Genomic DNA, 14,012 nt, shown 5'->3' on the forward strand with positions numbered 1-14,012 from the left:
CTCGAAAACAGGCCCGCGCCTCGTTGCACTGTTCACCGACGGATACCTCGTCGGCGAAGCCACCTGGCCTGCGTGGACACCCGCAGAACTGACCTCGCGCACGAGCCGAAGTGAGCAACTATAGGCGCAGCAAATAGCTGGCGGATCCTGCTGCGTCCAACTCTCGGTTGCTTCGTCTGAGAAAGCGGACTTCCACTCACCACCGGGTGGGAGCACACCCTTCTTCGAGAGGAATCTTCCGATGACCACCCACTTGTCCGCCCATCCCGACGCCGATCACGCCGGGGGCGTGCGATGACCGCCCCCGCCGTCCTCGTCGAGGACCTGCACGTCGCCTACGGCAAATCCTGGGCCCTCGACGGAGTCGACGTCGCCGCCGCGGCCGGGACCACCCTCGGGGTACTCGGCCACAACGGCGCCGGTAAGACCACCTTGATCCGTACTCTGACCACCCTGGTGCGCCCCACCATCGGCCGGGTTGAGGTCGAGGGTCTGGACGTCGTCGCCGACGCTACCGAGGTGCGCCGCCGGATCGGGGTGACCGGCCAGTACGCCGGACTCGACGAATTCCTCACCGCCAGAGAGAACTTGGAGCTGATCGGCCGCCTGACCGGGTTGCGCCGCACCGCCGCCCGCGCACGGGCCGATGCGCTGATCGACCGACTCGGGTTGCACGAGTACGCGACTCGGCGGATCGGGGAACTTTCCGGTGGCTCCCGACGGCGGGTCGATCTGGCCGCGAGCCTCGTCGGGTCCCCGTCGGTGCTGTTCCTCGACGAACCGACCACCGGTCTCGACCCGATTGCCAGGGCCGGGCTGTGGGACGTCGTCGACGAGCTGACCACCAGCGGCACCACCGTCGTGCTCACCACCCAGTATCTGGAGGAAGCCGACCGGCTTGCCGACCACATCGTGGTCCTGAGCCGGGGTCGCGTCGCCGCCCGCGGCACCCCGGCCGAGCTGAAACGGATCGTCGGCGGCAAGGTCCTGACCGCGACCGTCCCCGCCCACCAACTCGGCAGCCTGCCGTTCATCCCGGACACCGATCACCGTCTCGACGACGGCCGGGTTCGGGTGGCGGTCACCGTCGATGACGCGCCCGCCGCGACCGAACTGGTCGCTCACCTGCACCGAGGCGGTATCGAGGTCACCGACTTGGACGTGATCTCCCCGAGCCTCGACGACGTCTTCACCCACCTCGCCCACACTGGAGCCCACCGATGACCACCATTCGCACCACCACGACGGGGCGGTTCCCGATCGGGGACCAGCTCGCCGCCCTCACCGTCCGCAACCTGCGCACCAGCGCCCGTGTTCCGCAGCTGTTGATGTTCTCGTTGACCATGCCGATGGCGATGCTCGTCCTGTTCAGCCAGGTCTTCCGCAGCGTCGCCGCCGGGCCGGGCTTTCCGCCCGGGGTCAGTTATATCGTTTTTCTCACCCCGGCCATGCTCGCCGTGTCCACCGTGATGGCCGGCACCAATGCCGGGGTGTCTGCGGCGATCGATCACACCAACGGCCTGCACGATCGTTTCGCGGCCCTGCCTATGCGGGCGGCGTTGCCGGGGGTGGCCCGCACGCTCAACGAGGCGTTCTTCACTCTCGCCCGGGCCGCGCTGCTCGGGATCGCCGCGGTCGCATTGGGTTTCGAGTTCTACGGCACCGCGCTCGATGCCGTCGCCGCGGTCGTCGTGCTGGTGGTGCTGGCCGGGGCGATGAGCGCCTTGTTCGGGCTCATCGGGGACCGGCTCCGCCGCCCGGATGTGGTGCAGTTCGCCGGAATGATGGTGATGATGCCGCTGATGTTCATCTCGAGTGCCTTCGCCCCGATCGAGACCATGCCCGGCTGGATGCAGGCCATGGCGACGGTCAATCCGGTCGCGCACGCCACCGACGCGCTGCGAGGGCACGTGCTCGGCACCGCGACCATCGGTGACACCGCCGCAGCCCTGGTCGCGGCGATCGGGTTGTGGGCGGTGGTCACCGCCGTCCCGATTCTCACCCGCCTGGTTCGGTCAGCGCGCGCCCGCTGAACGAAGACTTACCCGCCCCGCCCTTTCCCTTCCGCAGGGCAAAGGGCGGGGCGGGTTCGTCATGTGCACTGCTGGTCCGGAGCCGGGCACTCTTCTGGCCCCTACCCCGGTGGAGAAGGGGTAGAGGCTGGGAGCGCTGTGGTCAGCGGATCCGCCCGGTGCGGGCGACGACGGCGCTCATGCGGCGGCGCCGAGCAGATGCAGTTCCTCCGCCACGATCAGATCGACCTCTTCGCTGGTCAGACCCGAAAACAAATGTGTGGTCAGCATCGCTCTCACCTCCTCACGCGCTTCAACTGGTACGTCGAAGCGGAGAACCCGTCATCGACATCGACACCCATACAGACGAGGAACCCGGCTTTCGGACGCACGATGCGTCCGAACGCGGTGACCGTCGTCCGTACCTGAAAGACGACTCAGGGGGTCGTCACCGCGCCGTCAGGCGAGGATGCTGGAGACGGAGAGGAACCGGAACATCATGAGCGAGGACACTTCCACCACCACGACCACATCCGAGCCGCCCGCTGATCTCGACCAGCTCTGGCGCCGCTTCTCGAGCGACCTCAGGGCCTTCATCGCCCGCCGGGTCTCGCGTCCCGAGGACGCCGACGACATTCTGTCGATCGTGTTTCTGCGGATGGCCAAGAGTTTGGACAATCTACGGGAGCAGGACCGCCTCCTGGGATGGATGTATGCCATCACCCGTAACGCGATTACCGACTACTACCGGTCGGCGCCTCATCGGCGGGAACTCGCCGTCGACGCCGTCCCGGACAACCCACTCGGCGGCGAACCCGATCCCGACGAGGCGGCGGCGAAAGAACTCGCCTCGTGCCTGGTGCCGATGCTCTCCGGGCTGCCCGCAGAGCAGGCCGCGGCGGTGAAGATGGTCGACCTCGACGCCCGAACCCACGCCGCCGCGGCCAGCGAGGCGGGAATTTCGGTGTCCGGGATGAAATCCCGGGTCCAGCGCGGCCGTGCCACTCTTCAGGCTCGGCTGCACGCTTGCTGTCAGATCAGCCAGGATCGCACCGGTCACGTGCACGACTATCAGCCGCGCAGCGGCGGAGCCTGTGCCTGCGGAACCACGCCACCGGACGATCAGTAGGCCGGCAACCCAGCGGGGTGACGCCGGTCATCCGCGCATAACTACGCACAGACGGCGGTGCGGTGCGAGCCCACTTTCGCTCGCACCGCACCGCCGTGTCGACTGGTCGAGAGCTATTGGCAGCCGCATCCGCCGCCGGACGTGGCCGCCGGACCACAGCACGTCGACTTCTCGCTCTGATCGCAGCAGGTGGTCTGCCGTTCGGTGCTGCAGCACGTCGGTGCGGCAGCCTGGGATGGTGCGTCCGTCCGATCCGTCGTCGGCGTCTCGAACTCGTTGGTGCCCGTCATGGTGACTCCTTGATCCGTAGGGATGGGTACCAGATCAGACGAAGGAGGACGAGAAAGGACGCAACGCGGCCACGACGGTGGTGGCAGACGGGCGCGCTACTTCGCGGTGTCCAGGCGGAAGATGTTGGTGAAGAAATCCTTGATGGCCTGAATCTTCTCGTTGGTCAATTCGATGGCGTGGCGACGTGATTCTTCGAGTGCAGTAGACATGGGAAATTCCTTTCACAAGACGGGCACGGTCTGACGATCGACATTGTGCAGTTCGTCGGTGACATCCAGATGACGAGACGATGGCATCGGTGTAGATTCGTCGGCTCACCAATCGGCAAGCGTCCGACTGAGTTCGGGGCTCCTGATCGGTTACATTGGCCCGATGACGACGAGCAGCCCAGGTAGCCGGGTCGAGATCACTTACTGCACGCAGTGCCAGTGGTTGTTACGCGCAGCATGGATGGCGCAGGAACTTCTCGGCACCTTCGGGCAAGAACTCGGCGAAGTCGCACTCGTACCCGGCACGGGCGGAATCTTCCGTATCACCGTGGACGGAGAACTCATCTGGGACCGCAAGGAGAAAAGTGGATTCCCCGAGATCACCGTCCTGAAGCAACTGGTCCGTGACCGGGTGGCTCCCGACCGCCACCTCGGGCACAGCGACCGCGCCGAAACCTGACCTGTCAGATCCCCAGCGACTGCTCGGGACCGCAGGTCGTGGCCGAGCCGGGCGATCGGATCGTCGACTCTCTCGAAGTCATTTCCTGCCCGCCCACTTGGCGCGGGGATCGAATCCGGATGCTCGCTCGGCGTGCGCGTATGCCCGCAGGGCTTCGGCGGCGGTGGTGTCCAGCTTCGGTGGCACTGTGACCTCGGTCCGGATCAGCAGATCGCCCGCCGTGCCGTCACGTCTGGGCGCTCCGCGACCGCGAATCCGAAAGGTTCGTCCCGCTGCCGTGCCCGCCGGAATCTTCATTCCGACGGTTCCCTCGAGGGTGGGAACGGACATCGTTGCACCCAAGGCCAGCTCGCTGAAGGTGACCGGAATCGTGACGGTGAGGTCATCGCCGTCGCGGCCGAACACCGGATCCTCGGTGACGTGTACGCGAACGTACAGATCGCCGGAGGGGGCGCCCCGCAGGCCCGGTTCGCCTTGACCCGGGAGCCGGAGGCGTTGGCCATCGCACACGCCGGCCGGCATCCGGACGTTGACGGTGCGGGTGCGATTCCCGCTGCCGGTGCCTTGGCAATCTGGGCAGGGTGCGTCGATGATGAACCCGCTGCCGCGGCAGTCGTCGCAGGGTTCGCTGAACCCGAATGCTCCCAGGTTGCGAGTGATTAATCCCATTCCATAACAGCGCGGGCAGGCTCTCGCGGTGGTCCCGGGAGTCGTGCCGCTGCCGTGACATGCGGTGCATGTGGAGACGCCGCTCACTCGTAGTGGCACCACGGTGCCGCGGATGGCCGCTCGGAAGGTCAGTCGCGTGTCGGTCTCGATGTCACTGCCGCGCCGTGGGCGCGTGCCGGTGGTCCGATCGAACAGGTCCCCGGTACTGGTGAAGGGTGAGCTCCGCCCGAACAGGTCGCCGAGGCCGAAATCTCCGCCGCTGCCGCCGGCGCCCGACCTGGCACCGGCGTGGAATCCGCTGCGGCCGAAGGCTCCGGGGGTGAACAGCCTGCGTGTCTCGTCGTAGTCCTTGCGTTTGACCGGGTCCGAGAGGACGGCGTGCGCCTCGCTGACCGTTTTGAAGCGATCCTCGGCTCGGGAGTCGTGTGGGTTGGCGTCCGGGTGCAGCTCCCGGGCGAGCTTGCGGTATGCCTTCTTGATGTGCTCGGTCGATGCGTCCGACGGGACGCCCAGGTCGGCATAGAAGTCGCGTTCCACCCATTCTCGCTGCGTCACTGGTTATCACCTTCTCCCGCTGGCGTGCTGACCGGACATGCCCGTGACGAACGACTTACTTCCGAAATCGGCGCCGTCTGATGCTCCGGGCTGCAGCCCTGATACCCGGTCGATCACCGCAACCTCGAGTACGAGGAGAGTGCGGGCGCTGATTGCCTGGCGCATCTATTCTCTAGGCGGTCGACGGGTGGGGACCGTCTGGTGGGTGATCACTCTCGACCTACCTCGAGTGTATTCGCCTCAGATCCCTTGCCGGCATGGCATCCTGGCCATGGCACACGCTGCCCGATCCGCTCGCGGGTTTGCACGATCTCCACCTCTACGTCGGAGACTTGCGTCGGGGTGGCTGCGATAACTGAAATTCGCGGCCGACTGCTCACAAACCATGAGTGACACGGAGCGGTGGCACGGATAGGGCCCGGAGTGCGTTTTCCGGGACTATGTAGCGAGAATCCCTCGTTGACAGGCCTTGTCACGCCGAAGGTCAGCACGACGTGCGACTGCGCGAGGCCATGATGAACGGCCCGGAACCAGGTGGAACCGGTGCGCTTCCTCGATGAGTAGCCGCGCGAGAAGTCCGTTGGTTCAGCTCCTGAATGGAGGTCTTCGCTGCACCCAACGCGGCCGCCAGCTCGGCCAAGGTTATGCCGCGTGGACTCAGGGACACGGTCTCGAGGATCCCGGTCACTCGCTCCACGGGTGCGGATCCTCGAGAAACTTCGGACGGGCGGCAGCACCCGCGCATAGCGGCGCCTCCTGCGCACCGGTCCGTCGGCGCACTTCGGGCCCGAGAAGCCAAAAGAATCGAACTGTCCTGGGCGTCGGGACACCCGAACGCCGACGGACGTGGGCAATGCCACACCCGATCGGCTCGATGCAGCACACGGAAAGTGCGGGCGGGCGGTACCCGTGAGTCGAGTGAAGCCGCGACTCCGATCTGTCCCGGGGGCGGGGACCGCTGGCACAGCGCTGATGTCCCGACCCGTGTCCCCGTCGCCCCGGGTGACTAGGGCTGGGGATCGGGGTAGACAGGGAGCAGGGCCGCCGTACTGCCGGTGTGCACTCGCGGCCCCAGCCGACCGCTGGTGGTCGGCCCACCACGGAGGAGGCGCATCATGGGCGCAGTCGACAAGGCGAAGAACAAGGCCGAGGAACTCGGTGGCAAGGCCAAGGAAGCGGTCGGAAAGGCGACCGGAGACCCGGACATCGAGGCCGAGGGCCACGCGGAGCAGGCCAAAGGCAACCTCAAACAGGCCGGCGAGAAGATCAAGGACACCTTCAAGAGCTAGCGCCCTCATACCGGCTAGGACTGCCCGCGGGGTCGCGACCCGGTTATCCCTTCGCCAACCGAAAATCAGCTTGCTCCGCCCCCCGCTCGCGGTGACGTGCACACTGGACTTCATGGTGTCGGCGCAGCGTGAGCGGGAGAACAAGTACGACGTGGGTCTCGACTTCCTCGTTCCGGATCTCGGCGGGCTGGTCCCGGCCGGGGGGCGGATCGAGGCCGGTGAAGTAAACCTGACCAGTGATTACTACGACACCGCCGACTGGGACCTGCTCCGCCAACACCTCACGCTGCGTCGCCGGACAGGGGACACCGACACCGGGTGGCAGTTCAAGGTCCCCTCCGACAAGGCCCGCACCGAGCTCCGGGTGCCTGCCGCCGACGGTGAGACGGTTCCCGACGAACTGGCCGCCCTGGTCACCGGGATCGGTCTGGGCAAACCTTTGCACCAGGTGGCAGCGTTGTCGACCCGTCGGCACACCCACCGCCTCGTCGACCGCGACGGGAAGCTGCTTGCGGAGGTGGCCGACGATCTGGTGCACGCTACCGTCGGCGGGGACGCGGCTGCGGTCAGTCAGTGGCGGGAAGTGGAAGTGGAACTCGGCGATCACGGCGACGAGTCCCTGCTCACCAGGATCGACAAACGTCTGACCCGGGCCGGTGCCGGTCCGTCACCGCATGCGTCGAAACTCGCCCGTGCGCTCGCCGGTAACCAGTACCCACGCGGCGCCGCCGAGGGAAGTACCACGGCGGAAAGGGCACTCACCGAGTACCTCGACGCCCAGGTCCAGGCGATCGTGGCCGGTGATGTGTGGCTCCGCCGCGGGCTGGACCCGATCCATGCCACCCGGGTCGGTATCCGACGTTTCCGCAGCACCCTGCGCGTCTTCAGTAAACTTCTGGACGCCGAGGCGCGGACAAACCTCGACGCCGAATTATCCTGGTACGCCGGTGTGCTCGGTGAGGTCCGAGACCGGCAGGTACAGCGAAAGCGGTTCGCGGAGAAGGTGGCCGATCTGCCGGACGAGCTGGTGATGGGACCGGTCGCCGCCCGCATCGAGAACGATCTGCTCGCCGAGCAACACCGTCACCTGGACCACGCGATGGCCGCCCTTGACGGCGACCGCTACCGGACGCTGCTGGATACGTTGGCGCAGTGGAGAACCGACCCACCCTTCCTCGCCCCGCCCGCACCCCGGTCCATCACGAAGGCGACTCGGAAAGCTGGGCGCAAAGCGGAGAAGAGGCTGACCACCGCGGTCGCCGGCACCGACGACGCGGCTCTGCATCGGGCAAGGAAGGCCGCCAAGCGCGCCCGCTACGCCGCTGAACTCGCTGCACCGATCCTCGGTAAGAAGAAGGCCAAGAAGAAGGTCGCCACATACAAGAAGATCCAGCAGGTCCTGGGCGAGCACCAGGACAGCGTCGTGGCCGCCGATACCCTCCGCGCACTCGGTGCCCGCGCGGGAACCACGCCGGGCGAGAACGGGTTCGCATTCGGGCTGCTGTACGGACTCGAACTGCAGGCAGCGCGGCGGGCGCGGGAGGACGCCGCTCGCCTTGCCCGCTGACCCCCTGATCAGACGGGGCCTTTCCTGCCATGCAGGTCCCGGTGGGGTGGTTCCTCGTCGACGGGAAGCCGGTTCAACTTGTCAATTTTCTCAGTGCCGTCGGGCTGACCCTGATCGAATTCAGACTTGGGCATCGGCGCGGAGTGCTGTCTCCAGCCCGCGGCGCGTGCCCGTGGCCGGGTCGATCCGCGGCCTGGGATCGGTGAACTTGCGTTCCGACGCGGTCTCGGGCGCGTCGTCGGCCGTCGCCGCGAGGAACTTGTTCGGCAGCGCGAGCTTGGCGATGGTGCGCCAAGACTTCAGGTACTGCACGGGCAGCGATCCGGTCGTATACGGCAGGTCATACCTTTCGCACAGGGCACGAACACGCACGGAGATCTCACGCAGCCGGTTACTCGGCAGATCCGGAAACAGGTGATGCTCGATCTGGTAGCAAAGGTTGCCGGCGAGGAACTCCATGACCGGCCCCGCCTCGAAATTCGCGCTGCCGAGCATCTGCCGCAGATACCATTGCCCCTGCGTTTCGTCCTCCACCTCAGCCTCGGTGAACTTCTCCGCGCCATCGGGGAAATGCCCGCAGAAGATGACCATGTTGGACCAGACGTTGCGGATCATGTTCGCCGTCAGGTTCGCGGTGAACGTGAGCGGGAACGCCGGACCGGTCAGTGCCGGGTAGACGACATAGTCCTTGGCGATCTGCTTGCCGACCTTGGCAAGCACCTCGCGGCCTCTGCGCACGAACTCGACACGATCGACACCGCCCTTGGTCACCTTACCCAGCTCCAAGTGCTGCAAAGCTACGCCGTACTCGAAGAACAGCTGCAACAGCAGGTTGTAGACCGGATTGCCGACGCTCCACGGCCGCCAGCGCTGATCGCGCGTGACGCGCAGCAGGCCGTAGCCGACATCGTCGTCCAGCCCGAGCACATTGGTGTACTTGTGATGAATGTAGTTGTGGGTCTGCTTCCAGTGCGCCGACACTCCGGCGATGTCCCACTCCCAAGACGACGAGTGGATCTCCGGATCGTTCATCCAATCCCACTGGCCGTGCATCACGTTGTGGCCGAGCTCCATGTTCTCGATGATTTTGGCGGTGCCGAGCAGCGCCGTACCCCCGAACCAGGCCGGCGGGAACCAACTCGCGAACAGCAGTGCGCGACCCCCGGTTTCGAGGAACCGCTGCAGCCGGATCGCGTCGCGGATATATCGGGCATCATCTTCGCCGAGCGAGGCTTCGATATCGCGTCGGATCGCGTCGAACTGGACACCGAGCGCCTCGACATCCGCTTCGGTCAGATGGGCGTAGTCAGTGATATCCGAAATCGCCATGAGTCTACGCTAGCGTAGGTTACGCAACAGTAGGTTACGGTCAGGTGAGATGTGAGTTAGCCGGGGCGGTATTCCCATCGGTCAGTGGCGGCATCGAGTAGTCGATGGCAGCGGCACCGGGTACACGGCCCCAGAGTTCGCGGGTTGGCCGCGCGGCGGTGCTTCGTTCAGGCCGCGGACGGGGCGAGCGCACGCTCGGGGCGCCGACGACCAGTGATGGCGACGTACCCGGCGGCGATCACGAGGGCGACGGGCCAATCGATGATCTGCAGTGCGACGAGAAGCGTCAGAGCGGCCAGATACGCGGTCTGTTCGGGGGTGGGGATTGGGAGGTGCCCGCCGCGCGGCAGCGCGAGGGCGAAGCGCTCGGCTCGGTGGACCTGGTCGCGAAGTGTTCGGTGGGCGTCGTCCGGGTGTGGGCGGTTGCGGTCGTGTTCGGCAAGGGGGTCGTCGAGGGTCCGGCGTGCCAGGCGGTGACCGATCCACAGTCCGGCGGCGGCCCCACCGGTCACGGGTTCGGTGCTGTCGAAAGGAATGCTTGTCAACAGCAGCACTGCACCGAGTAGTGAACTGCCGGTGGCGAGTTCGACGCCCCGGCGGCTCGCGGCTCGCGCCGCCGGTACGGCGCACAGAATCCTCCAGGCGGTCGACGGGTCGTCGACCAACAGATCGGCATACCAGGGCGGTTCCTGGTCGTCGACCACGCCGATACCCACGTCCGCCGCTGCCAGAGCATGCGGGGCGTGCGCGGCGATCACCGCGACGATGGCACCTCGGCTCTGTAGCTGTTCGACCGCGTCGTGCAGGGCGGTGTCGGGGGCGTCGGCGGGCTCGTGGAGTTCGTCGAAGCTGTTCTGTCCGTCGCCGAGGGCCGGGCTCCGGAGCGAGACCGTGCGGATGCCGGCGTGCCGGATGTAGTCCAGCACGTGTGCATCGGGTGCGGCCGGGGTGAGGATCTGCGGGTCGATCACCACGGCGTCGACCCGATCGAGGCGGCGCAACGCCGGTGGCCGCAGCGGCAGCACGGCGTGTCGGTCGGCCAGTCCCCGGCCAGCGACACACCGAGGCCGACTCCGGTGGTTGCCAGTGCGGCTATCCGCCCGGCGAGGACGACGTCGTCGCCGGGTAGATCGAGCGGCCGTTCGTGTTCCGGTGCGCGGACGGAGTTTTCGGCGTTGCACACAGTGTCGCAGAGCTGTGTCAGAGACGGTGTGTCGTCGTCGACGGCGACGACGATCCGCGAGAGTGCGTAGTTGAGGTCTGCTGCGCTCACGCCGGGCAGGGCACGCACGGCGGCGAGGACTGCGGTGCCGACTTGGGAACCCTCGTGGGTGTCGAGCCCGCGGACCTCCATCCAGATTCGGTCGAATCCGCACCAGTATCGGCGGGACGGTGCGCCCCCGAGGAATTCCCGTGCCATATCCCGCGCCGACACCGCGCCTCCCCGCAGGGGGGCGGTGGCCAGGCTTTCATCTGTTGCAGACGTATCTAATACTCGCTATCAGTTTCTGGCACTGTCTGTCATCTCTGATTGGCGTCTCCGGAACTCGTGGGCTCCGGTCGTTGAGGTGAGCAAGGACGCCGACGGAGGGCCGGTTGCCTTCTCGGCGCGCGGGGTTCGGGTCCCCAACTCTATAGCCGCGCGGACCGGGGTGCCAATCTGCGCAGGACTTATCATGTTGTGCGGGAGCGACTCCCGAGAGGACGAAGGTGCTATTGGGGTGCCGGTTTCGGCAGGGTGGGAGGCGTCGCCAGCCGAACAGCAAGATGTTGCGGAAGAGCAATATGGTGCGATGTATCGGATCTGCAAGGATCGCGGTTCGTGTCTCGAGGGAGCAGCGGGCGGGACGCGGCCGGATGCTCGACGACGCGGCCCGGGGGCCGACACCTGGTGTGGTGTGGCGGGATCGATTGGCTCGGTTCACAGGTGGCTCGGATCGTGCGGTTCTTGTCGGAGGGTGGCGTTACAGTCTTGGCCCTATGAGAGGTGGCGTGGCAGAGGGCGGGGAAAGGGGGGATCGATGAGCTTCTCGGGGATGGCAGCTCTTCTCGGAAGACCGATCGGCCCGGATTTGTTCGGTTTGTGCCTGGCGCCGGGTCGGCCGGCATGATCGGGCCGGAATCGACTGCGCAGCGGCAGTTCGCGTTCACCACCCGCGCCCATGTGGCGGTCGACGACGCGACCGGTGAGCCGATTGGACTCGACGACCTCGACACCCGGGTGGGGTGGCTCCTCGACCTGATAGCGGCGGCCGGCACCGAGTTGACGGCACGGCTGTGGCAGCCGGTCACGTTCGACGTGCTCGCCGCCGGACTGGACGGTGCGGGTCGCAGGCTGCCCGCACAGGGTCACGTCGCTGCGGCCCGCCTCGGCTGGAACCCGCACTACCCGGACGGAATCTACGTGCCCTCACGGGTGAGCAGGGTGGTGACGGCGCAGGTGATGGCGTCTGTGCGGACCCTGGCCTTCCGGGATGCGGCGATCGCGGCACTGTCCGAGCGGTTCGATCCGGTCACCGGCACTCTGGCGCCGCCGACCGAACCGGGCGACTCTGTGCCATTGGGTTTCGCCCGCGGCGTGCAACGCCAGCTCGTCGCATTCTCTCGCCGCAGTGACGGGGCGAAGTCGACCCGGTTGCGGATCACCGACGTGCAGGAACCACCCCGGATGGCGGCGATGGCCGGACTCTCCGCCGCCGATCGGCAGCTCGCACAGCTCACCGCGGCGGACCACGAGCTGGTGTTGACGGTGAAGCTGCCCACCAGCGCGGCCCCGGCGGGGCGGGCGCAGTGGCGGCGGGTCCGGTTGACCGCCGCGATCCCCGCGCACCTGCACGGCCGGGCGATTACCGACTGGCATCTTCCGGCCCTGGTCCTCGACCGGAAAGGTTTGCTGTGGCGGTGCGCGGCGACCGAACTCATCCCTGCCGGCGATCTGACGGCCAGCACGGTCGCGGTCGGGGTCGACTGGTCCCCGTCCACACTCGGCGCCGCCGCCATCACCGCCGACGGCCCGGCCGGGTTGTCCTCGGATTACCGGGGCTGGACGTACGACGACCGCGGCCTCGGAATCAAACTGGCCCGCCTGCAGACCGAAGGCCAGATGCTGCACCGCAAGGCGGCCCGGTTGACGCGACTGGCCGCCACCGCCCCACCCGAGGTCCGCGCCCAACTGGAGACGAAGATCGCCGTCCTCGACGCCCACCGGAAGGCGGTGGGTATCAAGCGGGGGAAGATCAACCGGGAACTCGCGTTCCACTTCGCCCGCCAGGTCACCGACTCCGCCGCCGCATCGGGCGCGGAGATGATCGCGGTGGAAGATCTCACGACCCTCGAGACCCGCGGGCACGGTCGGGTCAACAACAACCGGGCCGCGCAGTCCGCCCGCCGTCAAGCGGTCACCGCGCTCGCGCACACCGCCGCAGCCGTCGGTATCACCGTGGTCTCGGTGCCCGCCCGCGGATCGTCCGCACAATGTCCGGGCTGCGACGAACCGCTTGCGCGCCCCGGCGGCTATCACACGGCGTGGTGTTCAGGTTGCCGGGTCGGCGGCAACCGGGACCACGTTGCCGGGGTGAACCTGGCCAAACGGGCACTGCTGGGCAAATGCAAGGCCACCCGTCGGCGAGGGCGCTTGCCCGCGATCCAGGTCGCCGAGCACGCACCGGTGCGCAAGTCCCGGGACAAGACCAGCCCGACCCCGCGCAGGCCGCGGCATCGCCGGGTCCGCCGCAGCCTGCCCACCGCAACGCCGCGGGTGGGGGTGACTCCGAAACAGCATGTTCCTGCACCACAAGCGTCGGTATGGGACACGGTCGAACCCGCACCGCCGCAAGGTGATGCGGGTAGCCGTGACACACGTACATCTCCGACACACGCCACACCAGTGGCAGATAGTATGAGATCTACGTAGACGCTCATCCCGACGCCGGCCACCGCGGCGGCGCCGGTGACGGTGGTGTCGACCAGCGTGATGCCGATCGAGGTGCCGGCCTGCAGGCCCCGCCGGGCTACTCGGACCGGCAGCAGAACCGATCCTGTGAGGTACGCGCTCAGGCTCATGTCGACGGAGGTCGAGGCGACGAAGGACTTACTGGGCGCGGGGCTTCGGCCCCGTCGCGGACTTCGACGTCGACTTCCGCTTGGCCTTTGACGTCGACGTGGAGGTGTCGCCTTCGGTGGACTTCGTGCGTGTGTGTGCGGGGCGTGTGTCGGAGTCTGGCGTGCGGCCGCGGATCTTGTCCACCGACCTGATCCCCAGACCGGCTCCGCCGCGCAGCCCGGCCCCGGCGCCCTGGAACACGCCCTTGACGGCTCCCAGCGTTCCTCCGACGACGCTGCCGCCCACCGCTCCCGTCGCCGCAATCGCGATGTCCGCAGTTCGACCGACGGTACGGGCGGCGCGATCGACGATATTCATGACAACCTCCCGAGAGGGTTATGGGTTCGGTCGCACGGCGTCGACCGCCCTTCACATTACGCGCCAAAGGAGAACGCGGAGT

Annotated in this window: 14 protein-coding genes; 7 read left to right on the forward strand and 7 right to left on the reverse strand. The window is 67.1% G+C overall.

Translation table 11 applies throughout. The features are described from left to right. Positions 1-294: 294 nt before the first annotated feature. The 3 genes from GFS60_RS22150 to GFS60_RS22160 all read left to right on the forward strand — a co-directional run bounded on the left by GFS60_RS22150 (position 295) and on the right by GFS60_RS22160 (position 3,141). Positions 295-1,224: an ATP-binding cassette domain-containing protein gene (locus GFS60_RS22150; protein ID WP_159924627.1), complete on the forward strand. Its 930-nt coding sequence runs from the start codon at positions 295-297 to the stop codon at positions 1,222-1,224. Further along, positions 1,221-2,033 (forward strand): ABC transporter permease, encoded by an 813-nt coding sequence (locus GFS60_RS22155; protein ID WP_159924628.1) that lies wholly within the window; start codon positions 1,221-1,223, stop codon positions 2,031-2,033. Before GFS60_RS22150 ends, GFS60_RS22155 begins: the two co-directional genes overlap by 4 nt. 478 nt (positions 2,034-2,511) lie before the next feature. Then, the gene (locus GFS60_RS22160; RefSeq protein ID WP_159924629.1) at positions 2,512-3,141 is read left to right on the forward strand and encodes a sigma-70 family RNA polymerase sigma factor; all 630 of its coding nucleotides are present in this window, start codon (positions 2,512-2,514) and stop codon (positions 3,139-3,141) included. A gap of 113 nt (positions 3,142-3,254) precedes the next feature. Here the strand turns inward: GFS60_RS22160 and GFS60_RS22165 are convergent, their stop codons facing one another. After that, positions 3,255-3,431 (reverse strand): hypothetical protein, encoded by a 177-nt coding sequence (locus tag GFS60_RS22165; RefSeq protein WP_159924630.1) that lies wholly within the window; start codon positions 3,429-3,431, stop codon positions 3,255-3,257. Between the two features lie 373 nt (positions 3,432-3,804). On the opposite strand from GFS60_RS22165, the gene GFS60_RS22170 reads away from it, so the two are divergent. Then, complete coding sequence (locus GFS60_RS22170) at positions 3,805-4,101, forward strand: SelT/SelW/SelH family protein (RefSeq protein ID WP_159924632.1); 297 nt, start codon at positions 3,805-3,807, stop codon at positions 4,099-4,101. 78 nt (positions 4,102-4,179) lie between these two features. Here GFS60_RS22170 and dnaJ read toward each other — a convergent pair whose 3' ends face one another. Beyond that, complete coding sequence (gene dnaJ, locus GFS60_RS22175) at positions 4,180-5,325, reverse strand: molecular chaperone DnaJ (RefSeq protein WP_159924634.1); 1,146 nt, start codon at positions 5,323-5,325, stop codon at positions 4,180-4,182. Positions 5,326-5,331: 6 nt separating this feature from the next. Beyond that, positions 5,332-5,490 (reverse strand): hypothetical protein, encoded by a 159-nt coding sequence (locus GFS60_RS22180; RefSeq protein WP_159924636.1) that lies wholly within the window; start codon positions 5,488-5,490, stop codon positions 5,332-5,334. 950 nt (positions 5,491-6,440) lie between these two features. On the opposite strand from GFS60_RS22180, the gene GFS60_RS22185 reads away from it, so the two are divergent. Both GFS60_RS22185 and GFS60_RS22190 read left to right on the forward strand, forming a co-directional pair. Further along, complete coding sequence (locus tag GFS60_RS22185) at positions 6,441-6,614, forward strand: CsbD family protein (protein WP_159924638.1); 174 nt, start codon at positions 6,441-6,443, stop codon at positions 6,612-6,614. A gap of 112 nt (positions 6,615-6,726) precedes the next feature. Further along, on the forward strand, positions 6,727-8,181 hold the full coding sequence (locus GFS60_RS22190) for a CYTH and CHAD domain-containing protein (RefSeq protein WP_159924640.1): 1,455 nt from the start codon (positions 6,727-6,729) through the stop codon (positions 8,179-8,181). Positions 8,182-8,301: 120 nt separating this feature from the next. Here GFS60_RS22190 and GFS60_RS22195 read toward each other — a convergent pair whose 3' ends face one another. The 3 genes from GFS60_RS22195 to GFS60_RS39220 form a co-directional block, all read right to left on the reverse strand. Further along, positions 8,302-9,510 carry a fatty acid desaturase family protein gene (locus GFS60_RS22195; RefSeq protein WP_159924642.1) on the reverse strand — a complete coding sequence of 403 codons (1,209 nt, stop codon included), beginning with the start codon at positions 9,508-9,510 and terminating at the stop codon, positions 8,302-8,304. Between the two features lie 167 nt (positions 9,511-9,677). Then, the gene (locus GFS60_RS22200; protein ID WP_236603243.1) at positions 9,678-10,535 is read right to left on the reverse strand and encodes a hypothetical protein; all 858 of its coding nucleotides are present in this window, start codon (positions 10,533-10,535) and stop codon (positions 9,678-9,680) included. Then, positions 10,478-10,945 (reverse strand): hypothetical protein, encoded by a 468-nt coding sequence (locus tag GFS60_RS39220; protein WP_236603244.1) that lies wholly within the window; start codon positions 10,943-10,945, stop codon positions 10,478-10,480. Before GFS60_RS39220 ends, GFS60_RS22200 begins: the two co-directional genes overlap by 58 nt. Before the next feature lie 672 nt (positions 10,946-11,617). On the opposite strand from GFS60_RS39220, the gene GFS60_RS22205 reads away from it, so the two are divergent. Next, positions 11,618-13,423, forward strand: a complete 1,806-nt coding sequence (locus GFS60_RS22205; protein WP_159924644.1) for a zinc ribbon domain-containing protein — start codon at positions 11,618-11,620, stop codon at positions 13,421-13,423. A 177-nt stretch (positions 13,424-13,600) separates the two neighbouring features. Here GFS60_RS22205 and GFS60_RS39225 read toward each other — a convergent pair whose 3' ends face one another. Further along, complete coding sequence (locus tag GFS60_RS39225; RefSeq protein ID WP_236603245.1) at positions 13,601-13,930, reverse strand: hypothetical protein; 330 nt, start codon at positions 13,928-13,930, stop codon at positions 13,601-13,603. Positions 13,931-14,012 lie beyond the last annotated feature (82 nt).

This window comes from Rhodococcus sp. WAY2 (assembly GCF_009859915.1).
GTDB lineage: Bacteria > Actinomycetota > Actinomycetes > Mycobacteriales > Mycobacteriaceae > Rhodococcus_F > Rhodococcus_F oxybenzonivorans.

Coding starts and splice junctions, on each gene's coding strand:
- GFS60_RS22150 (WP_159924627.1), top strand. CDS start 295: ATGACCGCCCCCGCCGTCCTCGTCGAGGACCTGCACGTCGCCTACGGC.
- GFS60_RS22195 (WP_159924642.1), bottom strand. CDS start 9,510: ATGGCGATTTCGGATATCACTGACTACGCCCATCTGACCGAAGCGGAT.
- GFS60_RS22190 (WP_159924640.1), top strand. CDS start 6,727: ATGGTGTCGGCGCAGCGTGAGCGGGAGAACAAGTACGACGTGGGTCTC.
- GFS60_RS22185 (WP_159924638.1), top strand. CDS start 6,441: ATGGGCGCAGTCGACAAGGCGAAGAACAAGGCCGAGGAACTCGGTGGC.
- GFS60_RS22165 (WP_159924630.1), bottom strand. CDS start 3,431: ATGACGGGCACCAACGAGTTCGAGACGCCGACGACGGATCGGACGGAC.
- GFS60_RS22180 (WP_159924636.1), bottom strand. CDS start 5,490: ATGCGCCAGGCAATCAGCGCCCGCACTCTCCTCGTACTCGAGGTTGCG.
- GFS60_RS22155 (WP_159924628.1), top strand. CDS start 1,221: ATGACCACCATTCGCACCACCACGACGGGGCGGTTCCCGATCGGGGAC.
- GFS60_RS39225 (WP_236603245.1), bottom strand. CDS start 13,930: ATGAATATCGTCGATCGCGCCGCCCGTACCGTCGGTCGAACTGCGGAC.
- GFS60_RS22170 (WP_159924632.1), top strand. CDS start 3,805: ATGACGACGAGCAGCCCAGGTAGCCGGGTCGAGATCACTTACTGCACG.
- GFS60_RS22160 (WP_159924629.1), top strand. CDS start 2,512: ATGAGCGAGGACACTTCCACCACCACGACCACATCCGAGCCGCCCGCT.
- GFS60_RS22205 (WP_159924644.1), top strand. CDS start 11,618: ATGATCGGGCCGGAATCGACTGCGCAGCGGCAGTTCGCGTTCACCACC.